We start from the raw sequence: 17,713 nt of genomic DNA on the forward strand, positions 1-17,713 counted from the left end.
ATGACTCAAGGAAATGAACACTCCAATTGTAAGTGATCGCTCACTTCATTATGGCGCATAGGATCAATTTGTGGTGTAACTTATTGCGGCGCGGCGTCTTAACGGGGTTCCATTGCCGGATAACGTGCTGCGTATTGGGTGTCAGCATCTTCCGCTCTGAGTCGTCATTTTAGTCAGGCATAGTTGGATCATAGATTTGCGATCGCCGGGCAAAAAAATCCCCCGATAGCCGGGGGATTGGGAGAAAATTACTCGTTGATTGTCGGGTGCTGCTGCACCAGATTCTTACGTTTGGCTTCCAGTTCGCTTATCTGCGCATCAATATCTTCAATTTTATTTTCGATATTGTCGTGGTGTTCCTGCAGGATTTCCCGAGCTTCTTGCATATCAGAAGCCGCAGGGGCGGCGCCGCGCAGCGGTTTATTAGCGGTCTCTTTCATCAGAAGGCCGGTGGCCAGACCAATAACCGCAATGACCATCAGATAATACGCTGGCATATAGAGATTATTGGTGGCTTCAACCAACCATGCCGCCGCTGTCGGTGTCAGGCCAGCGATGAGCACGGAAATATTGAAAGCACTGGCCAGAGCACTATAACGGATATGCGTCGGGAACATGGCTGGCAACGTAGCGGCCATGACGCCCGTGAAAGCGTTAAGTACAATCGCCAGAAGCAGCAGGCCAACAAATATTAACCCCAGAACATTGCTGTTAATCAGCATAAAACAGGGGATCGACAGAATGAACAGGGCGATGCTACCGAAGATTACGAAGGGACGACGGCCAAATTTATCACTCATCAGCCCCATGACTGGCTGGACGAACAGCATACCTATCATAATAGCAATGATGATCAACACGCCGTGATCTTCGCTGTAGTGCAAGTTGTGCGAAAGATAGCTCGGCATGTAGGTAAGCAGCATGTAATAGGTCACGTTGGTCGCAATGACCAGACCTACGCAGGTCAGAAGACTACGCCAGTGTTTGGTGGCCACCTCTTTAAATGAAACCTGAGGACCGACAGCTAGCCCTTCACGATCACCCTGTTCCAGCTTTTCGACATGCTGCTGGAAAGCCGGAGTCTCTTCCAGCGCGTGCCGCAAATAGAGTCCGATCAAGCCGAGTGGCAGTGCAATGAAGAACGGAATGCGCCAGCCCCAGTCGAGAAACTTATCCTGACCAACGATGGCGGAGATCATCACGACAACACCAGCACCTAGCACGAAGCCGGCGATCGAACCGAAATCGAGCCAGCTACCAAGGAAGCCACGTTTTCGGTCCGGTGAGTACTCGGCAACGAATATTGATGCGCCGGTATATTCACCGCCAACTGAAAATCCCTGCGCCATTTTGGCTATCAGTAATAGAATCGGCGCCCAAATGCCAATTGAGGCATAAGAAGGGATCAGGCCGATGGCGAAGGTACTGATAGACATGATAACGATGGTGATAGCGAGAATTTTCTGACGGCCGTAGCGATCGCCGAGAGCACCGAAAAACATACCACCCAGCGGGCGAATTAAAAATGGTACTGAGAATGTGGCCAATGCGGCAACCATCTGCACGCCTGGGCTGGCATCGGGGAAAAAAACCTGGCCGAGCGCGTAAGCAACAAAGCCGTATACACCAAAGTCGAACCACTCCATTGCATTGCCCAGCGCTGCGGCGGTAATGGCTTTTCGCAATTTCGTATCGTCGATAATTGTTATATCTTTTAACCCAATCGGTTTAACACGCTTCCTACGTAGCTTCATATCAAACACCCTGTAGTTCTAATCCTGTGAAACTTACCCGCCTCGCAAGTCCTGATAAAAGCAGCAAAAAAAAAATCTTTTGACTTATGCCAGTAACGGACTTGAAGGACATTATTTATATCTAATTAATCGAGTCAGCAGAGGGTTATCTTAACGTTTTCCTTCCAGTTTGTGTAATTTCTCAGCCTGATAGATCAGAGTTTAACAATTAGCTGCGGCTTTTAAAGCCGATTTTGGTGTGGGATGATGGCTCTGATTATTCGCATAACCTATTGTTAATAAATGTTTTTACACTAGCACGCGACTGGCGTGAAAGTGGTTCGCAAGGTTCAGTATAGTGAAAAATTGCGTCTTTGCGGTGGTGTGTGACATGCAGGGTTGATCGGCTAAGCTGTGACAACACTCGCTGCTATTTTTCAGGATAAATAGCGTCGGATGTTTGAGCCTGTGCCTCATCTTTTCACTGTCGGTTACCTTTGCAGAGCTGGTTTTAAGCTTTGCCTTAATGTTAATCGTCTCTGCTGCCAAAGTTGCATCAAACAGTCGCCGGGTATCAGTGATTATTGTTCTGACCCCGGCGACCAACGCTTAACCGAACTGGCGTCATTAGATGCTGGCCTTCGCTTTAGCGATGAGCCTGTGCATAGTCGTAAGGAGAGAGATTGCCCAGTTTTTTTTGGCGCCAGTGGTGATTGTAATGCTGACAAAAATGCGCGATGACCTGGTTGAGATCGTGACCTTCTGCTGAGGGTGCTAGCGTGCTCAACCGGATATCCATTCTCAGCGCAACGTCACTGTCGGCGCTTTCGTCGCAGTGAATCTTCAGCGCGTTGCGGTCGGCCCAGAGCTGTAAAGGCTGCTCTTTAGCATCCTGGTAGCCAAACAGTTTTTTATTCTCAGTCTCAATAGATTGTATATCGCAGGGGGCATCATCAAGCAGCTGACTCAGCCAGCTGACGACCAGATGCGCAGACACGCCGGCGAAGGCCTGAGCCATTACCCAGCCGCTTACCGGCTCCAGCGCCCATAGCAGATGCCATTCGCCACCGTCGTCCGGCAGGAGGTTAATCCGTTGATAGTGCAGGCGCAGATGCGTTGGGCGCAACCCTGCTTTGCTGGCCTTTTTGCCGCGCAGCGTTTTACCCGGGCATTTATCAATCACGCGAGTCAGATAGCGATCGAGACCTGCGCGAGAAACCGACAGCCCCATCCCCAGATTGACCATTAACAGTAGTTCATCCAGCGGTATTGAGAGAGTTTGTCTCAGCCAGTTGATTAGCGCACTTTGCTGAGGATTTAGCACTTTGCGCGAGGCGAGCGGTGCGGTGTTTCGATCGGCGACATTTTCCCTGTATCGCCAGCGTCTCACCGTCGCAACGGAGATACTTAGTTCCTTAGCCAGCTGACGATCGCTTTTATCGGACTGCTGGATATACTTGCGAATTCGCGGTGTCGTTGTGGCGTTAGCATGCAGCTTAATTTCCATCAGTTTCTCTCCGGTAAACCATAGATAAATGATATCCAATCTAGTGAGATATTTTATCGTTTTCTACCGTGTTGTGAGCTAATTCACCTTTCTATGACATTCATTCCCCGATAATCGGGCCAGGTTGCACAGCGTCGTTTCCATTATCGTCTTAGCGGGGAGTTAAGCATGAATAACGTATTGGGATTTCTGGAGGCCAGGCTCATGCCGTTGGCGGCCAGAGTGGCACAGCAAAAACATCTCTGTGCGATTCGCAATGCCTACATCTCTTTCATGCCCTTTATCATTGTTGGTTCCGTATTGCTGATTATCTCGTCATTTCCCTATTCAGGTTACCAGCACTTTATGGCTGTGCTGTTTGGCAAGAGCTGGAACAGCATCATCGAGATACCGTTTAACGCAGTATTCGCTACCATGTCGCTGTTTATTAGCTTCCTGGTCGCTTATCGCCTGGCGGAACAATATGAAGAAGACGCTGTTTCCTGTGGGATTCTGGCGCTGGTCTGTTTCTTAATTCTGACGCCGTTCATCACCCTCGATGCGGCTGGCAACGTGATGGCTATCCCCACCGAATGGATCGGGAGTAAAGGTCTGTTTGTCTCAATGATCGGTTCAATATTATGGACCGAACTGTTTTGCTATCTGAAGCGTAAGCATCTGGTCATTAAAATGCCTGAAGGTGTTCCGCCAGCGGTACAGGAATCCTTTGCGGCGCTGATCCCTGGGTTGGTTGTTATCGTGCTGGCGCTGGCTATCCGCATTGGTTTTGCCCATACCAGCTATCAGACTATCCATCAGTTTATTTATGATGTGGTTGCTCTACCGATTCGCCACTTTGGTACTTCTTACATAGGCGCGCTGCTGACGGTATTAAGCATTACCATTTTGTGGTCGGTGGGTATCAACTCCGGCTCGATGGTCAACGGAATTATCCGTCCGCTCTGGATGCAGAATCAAACCGATAATCTGGCGGCGTTACAAGCCGGGCACGTACCGCCCCATGTGATCACCGAGCAGTTTTTTGACATGATCTGGATGGGAGGGGCCGGGACCACCCTTTCGCTGGTCATCGCTATGCTGATTTTTGCTCGCAGTAAAAGCGTCCGTGAAGTGGCTCGCCTGGGGGCCGTGGCTTCGTGCTTCAATATTAATGAGCCCATCCTGTTTGGCCTGCCGATCATTATGAATCCCATCATGCTTATCCCTTTCAATCTAGTGCCTTTAGTGCTGGTTACCGTCCAATACGTGGCGATGAAGATTGGCATGGTTGCGGTCACCACCGGTGTATTCATTCCCTGGACGCTGCCGCCAGTAATCAGTGGCTTCATTGTTACCGCCCACCTCAGTGGCAGCCTGATGCAGCTGACCAATTTGCTCATCGGCGCGCTGCTATATTTGCCCTTCCTGAAAGTGCTCGATAAGCAATATCAGGCGTCAGAAGTGGCTTAATCAACCTGGATCCGCAATGCAGGAGCAAAATATGTGGGGAATGATCGCAACATGGCGTATGGCGCTGGAAGGCGTAGTCACCGCAAGTCAGATGTTGTCTCAGGGGGCTTTAGCCACTCAGACCGTCGTCGATGCGGTCGTCGAGGTGGAGGACTTTCCACTCTATAAATCCGTGGGCTATGGCGGTTTACCAACTGAGAATGGCGATGTAGAGCTGGACGCTGCCTTCATGGACGGCGATAGTCTGGCGTTTGGCGCAGTAGGTAGCCTGATAGATATCGCCAATCCGGTACGGGTCGCACAGGCGCTCAGTCGCGAGCGTTTTAATAGCGTACTGGTCGGTCAGGGCGCCCGTGAGTGGGCGCTCAGCCAGGGATTCAGTGCGAGAAAGATGCTGACCGAACGTGCGTTGCAGCATTATCGTAAGCGCTGCCAGCAGACTATCGACAAGGGGCTAAGTCCTTATGACGGACATGACACGGTTGGCATTATCTCCCGGGACAAATATGGCTCAATGAGCGTGGCAACCTCAACCAGTGGGTTATTTATGAAACGTCGCGGACGCCTGGGTGATTCGCCAGTTATCGGCTCCGGTTTTTATTGCGACAGCCAGATCGGTGCGGCGACAGCAACCGGCGTAGGTGAAGACCTGATGAAAGGGTGTACCAGCTACGAAATTGTTCGGCGAATGGCTCAGGGAATGCCGCCGCAACAGGCGGCGGATTCGGTCGTATTTGAACTCGAAGATCGCCTGATGTCGCGCTTTGGGCGCGTTGGTGACCTTTCTGTCGTTTGCATGAATGCGGATGGCATGTTTGGCGCATCGACCAACATCAGTAATTTTTCGTTCGTGGTGGCCAGCGAAGCCCAGCCACCGACGGTTTATCTGGCCGAACGTCATCTGAATACTACCCGTTATGTTCCGGCTGACGAGACATGGATGAATGACTATGCCGCACGCATCCGGGCGCCCATTGTGATGGAGGAGGTCCGCTATGATTGAATACCAACTCTGTACTGAACGCTGCCCTGTTGATAGCGCTACCCACTTGATTAGCTATCCGCAAAGTGTTTTGCCACCATCGCTGGGTGTGCCTGAATGGCTGCTGCAAGCTATGCGCACGGATGAGGAGCAGATGGCGGATACTTCTTATGGCTGTGAGCCGTTTGGCCGTCTGACTCTACTGCCTTCGGTGCTCTGGCAGCACCAGCAGGCAAACCGGCTAATCGATGCTTTGCGGCCGCTACTGTCAAAGAGCACGGCAGCGTGCCTGGTTATTGACTGTGGCTTGCTGACGCATGAGGCTAATGCGCTGGCGCTGTTCCACTTTCTATTTAACCTGGATTATCAGCTACAAGATCTTGGGCTGAAGACGCGAGACGATGACCGAAAGTTGGTGCGCGTATCGCGACTGATATTCTGCTGCCAGGTGCAGCAGCAGGCCCATTTCAGTGCGCTGCTGCGCCAGGCATATGCCGGGGCAAAGGGGATGAATATTGCCCGCCGTCTGGCGGATATGCCCAGTGATTGCTGCACACCCGCCTATGTTGCCAGCGAGGTTAAAACCCTGATTTCTGACTATCCCAGCCTGAGTTGCGAGGTGTTGGATGAAATACAGATCCAGCAGCATGGGCTGGGGCTGTTACATGCGGTAGGCAAAGGGGGGAACAACCCACCACGGCTGGTGGTGATTCGCTATGCCGGAAAAGAGAAGGTGCCGTTTGCCGCATACGTAGGCAAAGGCATTACCTTTGATACGGGGGGCCACTGGCTGAAAAGCGGTGACGGTATGTACACCATGAAGTACGACATGTGCGGCGCGGCGAACGTCCTGGGGCTGCTGGTGGCGGCCGCCGAGTTGCAGCTTGCGCGGCCAGTGGTTGGGGTGCTGGCGCTGGCGGAGAATATGATAGGTCCAGCGGCGATGCGCCCTGGCGACGTCGCCATGAGTTATGCCGGCTACAGCGTTGAAATAAATAATACGGATGCTGAAGGGCGACTGGTGCTGGCTGATGGCATCGCTTGGGCGAGTCGGATGATCGTCAACGGGCAGCCGGCGCGCTACGTTATCGATCTCGCGACGTTGACCGGTGCCGTAGTAAAAGCGTTGGGCTATGAGCTGTCCGGCCTGATGACACAGGATGAAAATTTGCGCCATGCTCTGACGCTGGCGGGTCAGCGCTGTGCTGACGAAGTCTGGTCGCTGCCGCTTGATGCGCGTTTTGATGGCCAGATAAAAAGTCACATTGCCGATTACTGCAATACCCCTACCAATAACGCCGCGATAAGCACGTCAGCGGCCTGGTTCCTCAGCCGTTTTTGCCCGGACAATACGCCCTGGGCGCACCTGGACATCAGCGGTACGGCGCTTTGGCGTGAAAAAGGTTATAGCGTTGCGTCTGGCCGTCCTGTGCCGCTGTTAGTTCAGCATTTGCTTGAAGATATGGAGAACTGAAATGAAAAAAATCCTATTGATTTGCGACCTGGGCATGTCCACCAGTCTGATGGTAAAAAAGATGCAGGCGGCCGCAGAGGCGCGCGGGTTATTAGTCGAGATTACGGCTAAATCAGTCAACGATTACAAAATGTGCGTCGACGAATTTGACGTGGCATTGCTGGGACCGCAGATACGCTACAAGCTACCGGAATGTCAAAAGATCGCGGATGAGCACGGCAAAAAGGTCGCCTGTATTGACATGATGGCTTACGGCACCCTGAAAGGTGACAAGGTGCTGGATCAGGCATTAGCACTGATAGAAGAGGTCTGATGTGGATCTGGAAAATGACGTTATGGAGTTAATCACTAACTCCGGCTATGCCCGTAGCCTGGTTTTTCAGGCTATCCGCTGTGCGCGTGAAGACGGCGACTTTAAGCAGGCCGGTATGCTGATGCAGCAGGCTCAGGATTCGCTATCTGAGGCGCACGCGGTGCAAACGCGCCTGATTGGTGAGGACGAAGGTAGCGGTAAAATTCCGGTTCACCTGATTATGGTACACGCCCAGGATCACCTGATGAATGCGATTATGCTGGTGGAGCTGGGAAAGGAAATTATCATGCTGCATCAGAAGATCGACCGCTGATCGCATACGATACGGCACCGCTTACGCCCTGGCGCTGTAAGCGGCGCCTTCATGCTTGTCCGGTTGTTATATCCCAACGCGATCAATCGCCATCACCGCATGGCCCTGGCCATCATTTGCTTTGAGTCGATGCTATCCAGTTGATAACCATTGTCTTTTCTCTGGCGGGCAGGCAGATAGCGTGCAGAGCCGCCACTGGATCTGGAAAGTGCGCTGGTGACTGATACTGCGTTTATAGACTTGTTGCCCGCCCTTAGCGGCCTGCAGGTGGGGACGTTATCCGCTTTGCTGGCGTGCAGAGGGTTATCTGCGCAGCGCTGCGCCCGTATTTGCCACACGACTGCCGGCGTCCGACTGAATGACATGGAAAGCGTCATTACCGGTAGCGACGTAATAAGACCGGCTGCGGGAAACCGGTCATGGAAGGAATATTTATTTCATCTCTCATTCATGGCGAAATACCACTTTTTTGGAAGCCCTGGAAAAATGCAACAGCTGAGATGCAACTCCAGGCGCGGTTATTCTCGTCAAACCCTATCAAATTGTCGCCTGAACGTTAAGGTGATGAAGAAAATGCGATCATCCTCGATAAAAATAAATTTTTCAAACGTCATTATTTGAAAATAATATTCCATTATTATACTGTTTTGTGATGCAGATATTTTGTCCGGTCGGCCTGTATTTTAGCGCGGCTGATAAGGACCTCTCACTTGACAGAGGCAACAACATGCAAATCACTGGAAATTTCATCGCGGGTAAAACCACCTTCAGCGCCACTAAGGAAACTATTCCGGTTTACGACCCGGCGACGGGTAACGTCATTCGTGAATTGACGCAAAGTTCATCAGAAGAGGTTTCCCAAGCGATTGCCGTTGCTCAGGAGGCGTTTCACGGCTGGTCGCGTACCTCGCCACTGCGTCGCGCCCGCGTGCTGTTCAACTTTAATGCACTGCTGGAGAAGCATCGGGACGAGCTCGCGGAGCTGATTGTCAGCGAACATGGTAAGGTCTGGTCTGATGCACAGGGTGAGTTGACCCGCGGTATGGAGGTGGTGGAATTTGCCTGTGGTATCCCGCATCTGATTAAAGGTGAGTATTCAGCTAACGTCGGCACTGGCGTTGATAGCTACTCTCTGATGCAGCCAGTGGGTGTGGTCGCGGGCATTACCCCGTTTAACTTCCCGGCGATGGTGCCAATGTGGATGTTCCCTGTTGCTTTGGCCTGTGGCAATACCTTTGTACTTAAACCGCCAGCGCTTGATCCTTCTGCGGCGGTGCGTATGGCTGAATTGCTCACAGAGGCAGGTCTGCCAGATGGTGTCTTTAATGTGGTTCACTGCTCTAACCAGAATGCTGAGCAGCTTTATCAGGACCCGCGTATCGCGGCGGTTAGTTTCGTTGGCTCTTCGGGCGTGGCGGAGCATATCTATAAAACGGCAAGTGCCCACGGTAAGCGTGTACAGGCGTTTGGCGCGGCGAAAAATCATGCCATTGTCATGCCCGACGCCGACCTTGATGCGACCATCAATGCAATTATGGGGGGAGCCTTTGGATCTGCCGGTGAACGCTGCATGGCGCTGCCCGTCGTGGTCGCCGTTGGAGAGGAAACCGCGGATACCTTAATCGAGCGCCTGAAGCCGATGATCAAAGCGCTGCAGGTTGGTCCGGGTAAACATCGCGGCGATGCTGAAAATGAGATGGGACCAGTGGTTTCCGCGGCTCATCAGAAAAAAGTGCTGGGCTACATTGATAAAGGCGAGCAGGAGGGCGCTACGCTGATCATTGACGGGCGAAACTATAAAGTTGCTGGCTATGATAATGGTTACTATGTTGGCGGTACCCTGTTTGATCACGTTACGCCAGAAATGACCATCTGGCGTGAGGAAATCTTTGGTCCCGTACTGAGTATCATGCGCGCCGCTGATTATCAGAGCGCGCTGCAACTGGTTAACAGTCATGAGTTTGGCAATGGCAGCGCCATCTTTACCAGCGACGGGCACACTGCACGTAGCTTTGTGCAGGATGTTGAAGCGGGAATGGTGGGCGTCAATATACCGGTTCCGGTGCCGATGGCCTTCCATAGCTTCGGAGGCTGGAAGCGTTCGGTCTTTGGCGCGCTTAACGTACACGGTCCGGACGGTGTTCGCTTCTATACGCGGATGAAGACCGCAACCGCTCGCTGGCCAGCAGGTGAGCATATCGCCTCTGAATTTAGTATGCCGACGCTCGGATAAACGGGCCAAAAGGAGCAAGCGAATGTCTTTACTGTCTAAGCGCCAGCCGCCTGACACCAACGGTTGCATTCAGCAAATTACGCCGGAGAACGCAGAATGGCGCTATGTAGGCTTTGCCGTCTATCAGCTAAGCAGGGGGCAGCGCCTCACTCTGGAAAGCGGTGATAAAGAGCTTTGCCTGGTGCTGGTAGCTGGTCTGGCTTCGGTTAAAACCCGTCATGCGGAGTTTAGCGGTATCGGTAAACGTTTATCCCCTTTCGAGCGTACGCCTCCGTGGTCGGTGTACGTTCCTGCGGCGGAGAGTGTAGAGGTGGTCGCTGATTCCGATCTGGAGCTGGCGGTATGTAGTGCGCCTTCAACCGGGGGCGGCTTGCCTGTCCGTTTAATCGCACCTGATGATGTTGGCGTTGAGCGGCGTGGTAAGGGGCGCAATAAGCGCCTGGTACATAACATTTTACCGGACAGCCAGCCCGCTGACAGCTTGCTTGTGGTAGAGGTTTATACCGATGAAGGTGATAGTAGCTCTTATCCAAGCCATAAACATGATAAGCACGATAGTGCAGATGAAACCTATCTGGAAGAGACGTATTATCATCGTTTTGATCCGCCTCAGGGCTTTGCTATGCAGCGAGTTTATACCGACGATCGTTCACTGGATGAATGTATGGCACCCTATAACCAGGACGTGGTGAGGGTGCCGCGCGGCTATCATCCTGTAGCGACGCTGGCGGGCTATAACAACTATTATCTCAACGTTATGGCGGGTCCGGTAAGACTGTGGAAATTTACCTGGGAAAAGGATCATGCCTGGATCAACAGCGCCGATTATCCGCGTCAGTCATAAAGACGAGCTATTCAGAGGGTTATAGTTCTCTGACTGAATTTCTACACAGACAAGTTTCATTCATTCTGAAAGCAGGTCTTCTCTGACCTGCTTTTTCACTGTTATGTTGCCAGGTGTGGTTGTGGACAGTATCGGGTAAGACGCCTCACACAACAAATGCAGAGTCTTGCACGCCCTCAGCAGCGGCGAATGCCTTACGTAAATTATTTATTATTGGCATCGCTGGCGTTATTAAGCGCCAGTGATACTGCCAGCGTCTGTGTCAGGCAGAGCGAGGCGACCTGCGATCGAAAACCATCCACCTGTGCCTCACGAACAACAAAACAGACGTCGCTAAAGGCGGCCAGCGGACTAACCTGACTGTCAGTGATGGCAATCAGCTGTGCTCCACGTCTGGCACCCAGCTCTACCAGCTCTACAGCTTCGCGGGCATAAGGTGAGTAACTAATCGCAATAACCACATCTTTTGGATTAACCATGCTCAGTTGTTCAGCAAACATGCCGCCCAGGCCGTCAAGCAGAAACGCCCGGCGTTCAAGATGACGCAGAGCGTAGGTGAGGTACGATGCGACGCTGAACGAGCGGCGCAGACCAATGACATAGATATTTTCCGCGGCGGCCAGCAACGACACGGCGCGTTTCAGCTGCTCTGGATTGGTTTGCATCGCCAGCTGCTGCAATGCCTGAGAGTTAACCATAGTGAACACATTGAGTATTTCCGCCGGGCTTTCAGGCGTGCTGGTGTCATTGGCTGCTGTCTGACGAAAGAGCCGCGCTCGTTCAGTATAGCTGGCGGTTTCTTCCATCAGGTGCTGGCGAAAAACGTGTTTCATTTCGTTGAAACCGCTAAATCCGAACGTATTGGAGAAGCGTATCAGCGTGGAGGGGGGGACGTCCGCTTGCTGTGCAATAGAGGCGACGGTGTCAAAAGCGATGCTATTGCTGTTATCGAGAATGTAGCGCGCCACCTGTTTCAATCGCTTACTGAGCGTTTCGTAACGGCGACGGATTTCGTCCTGCAACAAAGTCAGCTGTGTAGGATTAGGAGTGCTCATTGCTTTAACTCGCTAAATAGGAATGGGGCATACGAGAGGACATACTTTACCAAAATGAATAAAAATTTCATTTTAATCCATAGTTAATCCGATCTATTTCATTGCGATATCAGCTGTCTGGCAGCATGGGTATACGCCTGGTTGCAGTGTACGGGAGAGAAGCGGCCTGCGAAGATATACGAGAAAAGAACGCAAACGCCCCTGCTAAGGGGGCGTTTTCACTGGCGTCAGGTTGCCGGGCGAACTTCACGCCAGTAGTTAATCAGCGTTTGATAATTATTCTTGACCTGATTTACCAACGCCTCATCATCCAGCTTGCCTAGCAGCCATTCCCGCGAAGGTTGGCCGAATATGGTTCGTCCCACGGCAAAACCTTTTACCCAGGGTGCATCGGCGGCGGCGGCAAAGCCAGCCTTGAGCGACTCCTCCGGTGCATCCAGGCCCAGTAGCAAAATACCCCGACAGTGGGGATCTTCCTGCTCGATTAAACTGCCTGCATCGCGCCAGCAGGCGGCAGAAAGCGGCGGCAATTTCCACCAGTCGGGCTGGACGCCGAGAGCATAGAAGTGGCGCATAATATCCAGATAGTAAGACTCTTTTTGATCGGCCTGCTTTGGCGACAATATTATCTCCAGCAGAAGCTCGTGACCGGATTTATTACAGCTGCGCCAGATATCCAGTATCAGCTCATCTTGTTGCTTGCAAACTGCTTCGCCATCATGAGGATGATAGAAAACCAGGCATTTCACCACCTGTTCCAACGGCCAGTCAATCAGCTGAGAGCCGACATTGCCATGTTCCAGGCGCAGCGGATGGGAGCCAGGAGATTCAACAGGGCGGCCAATCCACCATCCTTTACCGCTTATGGCATTCAGCGCCGCCTGTCCGTAGGTTGTATCAGCGAGGATACCGCTGCGTCCTTGCAGACCAGTCGCTTCGGCTGTCTCTTGCGCAGCGCGTAGCAAGAGCATTTTAAGCTCGGGTATTCGTGCCGTATCGGCGCCTGCCTGCTGTGCGATGTCTACCAGTTGTTTACGGTGATCAAAGGCAAAAACGCACAGTTCAGGCCAGCTCTGCCTGCGAGTGGTCACACGATGCAAATGATTAAGACGGGGATCGCGGTCAGGGTGTGGGACGGATGCTGCCCGACTAAGGTAGTCATCAAGTTCCTCTTTGGTTGGCATGGCTGGTGCGCAGCCGTGGCGAGATACCACCAACGCGCCGCAGGCATTTGCATAGCGACAGGCTTGCTCCCAACCTTCGTCGTTGAGCCAGCCGCGCAGCAACCCGGACATGAAAGCATCGCCGGCGCCCAGCACGTTTAGCACTTCAACGCGCACACCACTGTGCAGTTTTGTTTCATCCCAGCGTTGCGGAATATCTCCTTCCAGCACGACACAGCCTAGCGCTCCGCGTTTGCAGACCAGCGTTGCCGACGTCACTTTGCGTACTTCTCTTAACGCCGCCAGGGTATCAGTGCTGCCGCCAGCAATATGAAATTCCTCTTCCGTTCCAACGATCAAGTCAAAAGAGTGCAATACTTCCTGAAGTTCGGCAGTAACACGTTCGGATTCGATGTAGCGCGTCTCGCCATCGCCAAGTGAAGTTAAACCCCATAATACCGGTCGGTAATCGATATCCAGTGCTGTTCTCAGGTTGTGATGACGCGCAATTTTCAACGCCTTAAGCACGGCAGCGCGCGTATCTCGGTGGGACAAGTGAGTGCCGGTGACTGCCACAGCACGTGAGGAGGCGATGTAGTCTTCGTGAATGTCTTCCGGCACAAGCCCCATATCGGCGCACTTCTCGCGATAGAAAATAAGCGGAAAAGTTTCCTGATCTTTAATGCCGAGGATAACCAGCCCGGTGAGCCGCTCTTTATCGGTAAATAAGCAGCGCGTATCGACGCCCGCCCGCTGCAACTCCTGACGTAAGAAACGCCCCATATGTTCGTCGCCGACGCGCCCGAGCATCCCGGATTTTAAACCCTGAATTGCGGTACCGTAAGCCACATTTCCGGAAGAACCACCAAGATATTTGGCAAATGAGCTGGCATCCTCCAGTCTGGCGCCGACCTGCTGACCATAAAGATCAACGGCAATACGACCAATACAAATCACGTCAAGCTGTGAAACTTGTTTTTGCATATCAGTTATTCCTTTCAGTGATTAGTGGACTCAGCTGAGCCTGTCGCCGACGATCCAATCGTTGTAAATTTAACCTGATCATAAGAAATAAAAATTTCACTTTCAATTGAAAATGAAATTAAATGGCTGGAACTGTGAGCCAGATAAAACTCTTGATCGTTGTGCTATTCATCTTTGATTTTATCGTCTAACCAACACTGTCTCTGCCTGTACGCTCTCCGTCCACCTTACTGTTTTTAGCCCTGTCTGGCTGGTGGTTATCCTGCATTGTTAATGAGTGGATGCTGTTGTCTTCACAGCGATCGTATTTTAGTGGGGTGGTTCGTTTGGCGTCTGATATGCGATCTCTCTCGCATAATGAAATGTTAATTCTGTAATCGTATTTAGTGAAAAAAAAATTTGTTTATAATCTCGACATGTTTCATCTGTTCCTGTGATCTCAAGCTGGCGTAATAACGTCAGCATGACGCACTTACCGGTCGCATGGCGAGCAAGAAAGCTAAGGACGTTATTATGAGCACCATCCGTTTAACCACCGCTCAGGCGTTGGTCAAATTCCTCAATAAACAGTATCTGTCAGTTGACGGAGTCGAGCATCAATTCATCAAAGGTATTTTTGCTATTTTCGGTCACGGAAATGTGCTTGGGCTGGGGCAAGCGCTGGAGCAGGATCGCGGTAATTTAGTGGTATATCAAGGGCGTAATGAGCAGGGAATGGCGCATGCCGCACTGGGGTTTGCTAAGCAAAAACTGCGGCGGGAAATTATCGCCTGTACTTCCTCTGTAGGACCAGGGGCGGCCAATATGCTTACCGCAGCTGCAACCGCTACGGCTAACCGCATACCTTTGCTGTTGCTGCCTGGTGATGTGTTTGCCACGCGCCAGCCAGATCCCGTGCTGCAACAGATTGAGCTGAGCCAGGATTTAAGTATCAGCACCAACGATGCTTTTCGGGCTGTCAGTAAATACTGGGACCGGATTAGCCGTCCGGAACAGCTGATGACGGCATGTATCAATGCGCTACGCGTTTTAACCGATCCGGCGGAGACGGGGGCAGTCACTCTCTGCCTGCCGCAGGATGTTCAGGGTGAAGCCTGGGATTTCCCTGAATATTTTTTCCGAAAACGCGTCCACCTTCTTGATCGCCGCTTACCGACTGAAAGTCAGCTGGCGCAGGCAGCTGAGCTGCTAGGCAGAAAGCAAAAACCGCTGATTATCTGCGGCGGCGGGGTGAAATATTCTGAAGCCGGTCAGGCACTGTGTCAGTTCGCCGAGCGTTTTCAGATCCCGTTTGCAGAGACCCAGGCAGGTAAGGGTACTGTTATTTCAGATCATCCGCTCAATGTTGGTGGCTTGGGGGAAACCGGTTGCCTGTCTGCCAATATGCTGGCAAAAGAAGCCGATTTGATCATCGGCATTGGTACGCGCTATACCGATTTTACCACCGCCTCGAAATGGCTGTTCCAGCACCCCCAGGTCGACTATCTCAATATTAACGTCAGTCGATTTGATGCTTACAAGCTGGATGCCGTTCAGCTGGTTGCCGATGCACGAGAAGCCATAAGCGCGCTGGAATCAAGATTACTCGATAGCAATTTTCACAGCGATTGGGGATCTATGATTGAGCAGGCGCAGGATAAACAGCGGTTGGAAACTGAGCGCGTCTTTCAGGCGACCTATGGCAGCGAGGGCTACGTGCCTGAAATTGACGATGCGCTAGATCGTGACGCTGTCTTTGCGGAATTTAATCGCCTCACCCACTCCTTTCTCACGCAAAGTAGCGTACTGGGTATGATTAATGAACGCCTGCCTGCCGACTCGATTATTGTTGGTGCTGCAGGTAGCCTGCCGGGCGACTTGCAACGCACATGGCGCACCAAAGCTTACAACAGCTATCACGTCGAGTACGGCTACTCCTGCATGGGTTATGAAGTGAATGCAGCCCTTGGTGTGAAACTGGCAGAGCCACAGCGAGAGGTCTACGCCCTGGTGGGCGATGGCGCATTCATGATGTTGCACTCGGAGCTGGTGACCTCTCTTCAGGAAAACGCCAAAATCAACGTCATACTGTTCGATAATATGGCTAACGGCTGCATTAATAACCTGCAAATTGGTCACGGTATGGGCAGCTTCACCACAGAATTTCGCTTTCGTAATACCCAAACCTCCAGGTTAGACGGCGGCCTGATCCCAATAGATTTTGCTGCGGTCGCCGCCGGGTACGGCTGTCAAACATGGCAAGTTACGACTCTTGAGCAGCTGGGGCAGGCGCTGGAAGAGTCACGCCACTCTCCTTTTTCAACATTAATTGATGTGAAGGTGCTGCCAAAGACGATGGTACATAACTACCTGAGCTGGTGGCGTGTTGGTGTCGCTCAGATATCTGAATCTGAACGCATTAATGACGTTGCACGCATACTCAATGAACATATTGATAAGGCACGTAAATATTAAACAGGTCTCGTTGTCAGACTGACTGACAGTCATCTGATACCAACCCTACATCGACAAGGGTAATAACATGAATTTAAAACTGGGTGTAATCGGTACCGGCGCGATTGGGCGTGAGCATATACGCCGTTGCAGTCATGTGTTGCAAGGGGCTGAAGTGGTCGCAGTTTCTGATATCAATCTTGACGGTGCCAGAAATGCGGTTGAAAGTCTGGCGCTAAACGCAGAGGCCTATGCCAATGGTATGGACGTGATCAATGCGCCCGACGTAGAGGCAATCCTGGTTACCTCGTGGGACCCGACGCACGAGGCGTTTACCCTGGCGGCGGTGGCTGCTGGTAAATATTTATTTTGCGAAAAGCCGCTGGCAATGAGTGCCGAAGGTTGTCGTCGCATCGTTGAGGCTGAAATTGCCCAAGGTAAGCGGCTGGTTCAGGTCGGATTTATGCGGCCCTATGACAGCGGCTACCGGGCGTTGAAAAAAGTGATCGATGAGGGGGCTATCGGTGAAGTGCTGATGCTGCATTGCGCCCATCGAAACCAGAGCGTAGCGGAAAATTATACTACGGAGATGGCGATCACCAATACCCTGATCCATGAGTTGGACGTGCTCCGTTGGTTGACCGACGATGACTACAAAACGGTGCAGGTAGTCTACCCGCGTACCACCTCAAAGGCACATGCGAAGCTAAAAGATCCGCAGATTGTGCTGTTCGAAACTCACAAGGGCATCCGTATTGACGTGGAAATATTCGTCAACTGTGCCTACGGCTACGACATTCAGTGCGAAGTCGTTGGTGAAGAAGGCATTGCTCGTTTACCGGAACCCTCCTCCATTCAGCTGCGTAAGGATGCGCGTCTGGCTAATACCATCCTGACGGACTGGAAAGATCGTTTTATTGAAGCCTATGACGTTGAGCTGCAAGCCTTCATTAACGATGTAAAAGCCGATCGGCTGACCGGCCCTTCAGCATGGGATGGCTTTGCTGCATCGGTAGCGGCAGATGCCTGCCTTAAAGCGCAGCAGAGCTCGGCGATAGAGCCTGTGAGTATGCCTTTGCGCCCGGCATTCTACTACCGGTGAATCACCGTATAGCCGAAGCCGATTGTGATTTCAGGAACCATCGGTTTCTGTATTACCGTCTGGCTAATCATAGCAGGTCATCAGGTCAAAGGCCGATGTAACCAGAACGTTCACGAGAGTTGTAAGAC

At 52.0% G+C, this 17,713-nt stretch carries 14 protein-coding genes; 9 read left to right on the top strand and 5 right to left on the bottom strand.

Features of this window, described 5'->3' with window-relative positions; all coding sequences use genetic code 11:
* Positions 1-248: 248 nt before the first annotated feature.
* Both proP and BM191_RS11020 read right to left on the bottom strand, forming a co-directional pair.
* A complete protein-coding gene (gene proP, locus BM191_RS11015) occupies positions 249-1,754 on the bottom strand; it encodes a glycine betaine/L-proline transporter ProP (protein ID WP_092878109.1) in 1,506 nt (501 codons plus the stop codon).
* A gap of 625 nt (positions 1,755-2,379) precedes the next feature.
* A complete protein-coding gene (locus BM191_RS11020) occupies positions 2,380-3,240 on the bottom strand; it encodes a hypothetical protein (RefSeq protein ID WP_092878111.1) in 861 nt (286 codons plus the stop codon).
* Positions 3,241-3,408: 168 nt separating this feature from the next.
* Here BM191_RS11020 and BM191_RS11025 point away from each other — a divergent pair, with 168 nt between their 5' ends.
* The 5 genes from BM191_RS11025 to BM191_RS11045 are packed head-to-tail and all read left to right on the top strand — an operon-like array spanning position 3,409 to position 7,771.
* The gene (locus tag BM191_RS11025; protein WP_092878113.1) at positions 3,409-4,689 is read left to right on the top strand and encodes a PTS sugar transporter subunit IIC; all 1,281 of its coding nucleotides are present in this window, start codon (positions 3,409-3,411) and stop codon (positions 4,687-4,689) included.
* Between the two features lie 31 nt (positions 4,690-4,720).
* Positions 4,721-5,692: a N(4)-(beta-N-acetylglucosaminyl)-L-asparaginase gene (locus BM191_RS11030; RefSeq protein WP_092878115.1), complete on the top strand. Its 972-nt coding sequence runs from the start codon at positions 4,721-4,723 to the stop codon at positions 5,690-5,692.
* Positions 5,685-7,145: a M17 family metallopeptidase gene (locus tag BM191_RS11035; protein WP_092878117.1), complete on the top strand. Its 1,461-nt coding sequence runs from the start codon at positions 5,685-5,687 to the stop codon at positions 7,143-7,145. The genes BM191_RS11030 and BM191_RS11035 overlap by 8 nt, the downstream gene beginning before the upstream one ends.
* Position 7,146: 1 nt before the next feature.
* Positions 7,147-7,458 carry a PTS sugar transporter subunit IIB gene (locus BM191_RS11040; protein ID WP_092878119.1) on the top strand — a complete coding sequence of 104 codons (312 nt, stop codon included), beginning with the start codon at positions 7,147-7,149 and terminating at the stop codon, positions 7,456-7,458.
* A 1-nt stretch (position 7,459) separates the two neighbouring features.
* Positions 7,460-7,771: a PTS lactose/cellobiose transporter subunit IIA gene (locus BM191_RS11045; RefSeq protein ID WP_177203329.1), complete on the top strand. Its 312-nt coding sequence runs from the start codon at positions 7,460-7,462 to the stop codon at positions 7,769-7,771.
* A 92-nt stretch (positions 7,772-7,863) separates the two neighbouring features.
* On the opposite strand, the gene BM191_RS16565 is transcribed toward BM191_RS11045, so the two are convergent.
* On the bottom strand, positions 7,864-8,136 hold the full coding sequence (locus BM191_RS16565; protein ID WP_143088821.1) for a hypothetical protein: 273 nt from the start codon (positions 8,134-8,136) through the stop codon (positions 7,864-7,866).
* A 362-nt stretch (positions 8,137-8,498) separates the two neighbouring features.
* On the opposite strand from BM191_RS16565, the gene BM191_RS11050 reads away from it, so the two are divergent.
* Together BM191_RS11050 and iolB are read left to right on the top strand one after the other, a co-directional pair.
* Complete coding sequence (locus BM191_RS11050) at positions 8,499-10,004, top strand: CoA-acylating methylmalonate-semialdehyde dehydrogenase (RefSeq protein ID WP_092878121.1); 1,506 nt, start codon at positions 8,499-8,501, stop codon at positions 10,002-10,004.
* Between the two features lie 22 nt (positions 10,005-10,026).
* Positions 10,027-10,848 (top strand): 5-deoxy-glucuronate isomerase, encoded by an 822-nt coding sequence (gene iolB, locus BM191_RS11055; protein WP_092878123.1) that lies wholly within the window; start codon positions 10,027-10,029, stop codon positions 10,846-10,848.
* A gap of 203 nt (positions 10,849-11,051) precedes the next feature.
* Here the strand turns inward: iolB and BM191_RS11060 are convergent, their stop codons facing one another.
* Positions 11,052-11,903 (bottom strand): MurR/RpiR family transcriptional regulator, encoded by an 852-nt coding sequence (locus BM191_RS11060; protein WP_092878125.1) that lies wholly within the window; start codon positions 11,901-11,903, stop codon positions 11,052-11,054.
* 227 nt (positions 11,904-12,130) lie between these two features.
* Positions 12,131-14,050 (bottom strand): bifunctional 5-dehydro-2-deoxygluconokinase/5-dehydro-2-deoxyphosphogluconate aldolase, encoded by a 1,920-nt coding sequence (locus BM191_RS11065; RefSeq protein ID WP_092878127.1) that lies wholly within the window; start codon positions 14,048-14,050, stop codon positions 12,131-12,133.
* A gap of 513 nt (positions 14,051-14,563) precedes the next feature.
* Here BM191_RS11065 and iolD point away from each other — a divergent pair.
* Both iolD and BM191_RS11075 read left to right on the top strand, forming a co-directional pair.
* Positions 14,564-16,504 carry a 3D-(3,5/4)-trihydroxycyclohexane-1,2-dione acylhydrolase (decyclizing) gene (gene iolD, locus BM191_RS11070; protein ID WP_092878129.1) on the top strand — a complete coding sequence of 647 codons (1,941 nt, stop codon included), beginning with the start codon at positions 14,564-14,566 and terminating at the stop codon, positions 16,502-16,504.
* A gap of 67 nt (positions 16,505-16,571) precedes the next feature.
* Positions 16,572-17,585: a Gfo/Idh/MocA family protein gene (locus BM191_RS11075; RefSeq protein WP_092878131.1), complete on the top strand. Its 1,014-nt coding sequence runs from the start codon at positions 16,572-16,574 to the stop codon at positions 17,583-17,585.
* Positions 17,586-17,713: the final 128 nt, after the last annotated feature.

This window comes from Izhakiella capsodis (genome assembly GCF_900115045.1).
GTDB lineage: Bacteria > Pseudomonadota > Gammaproteobacteria > Enterobacterales > Enterobacteriaceae > Izhakiella > Izhakiella capsodis.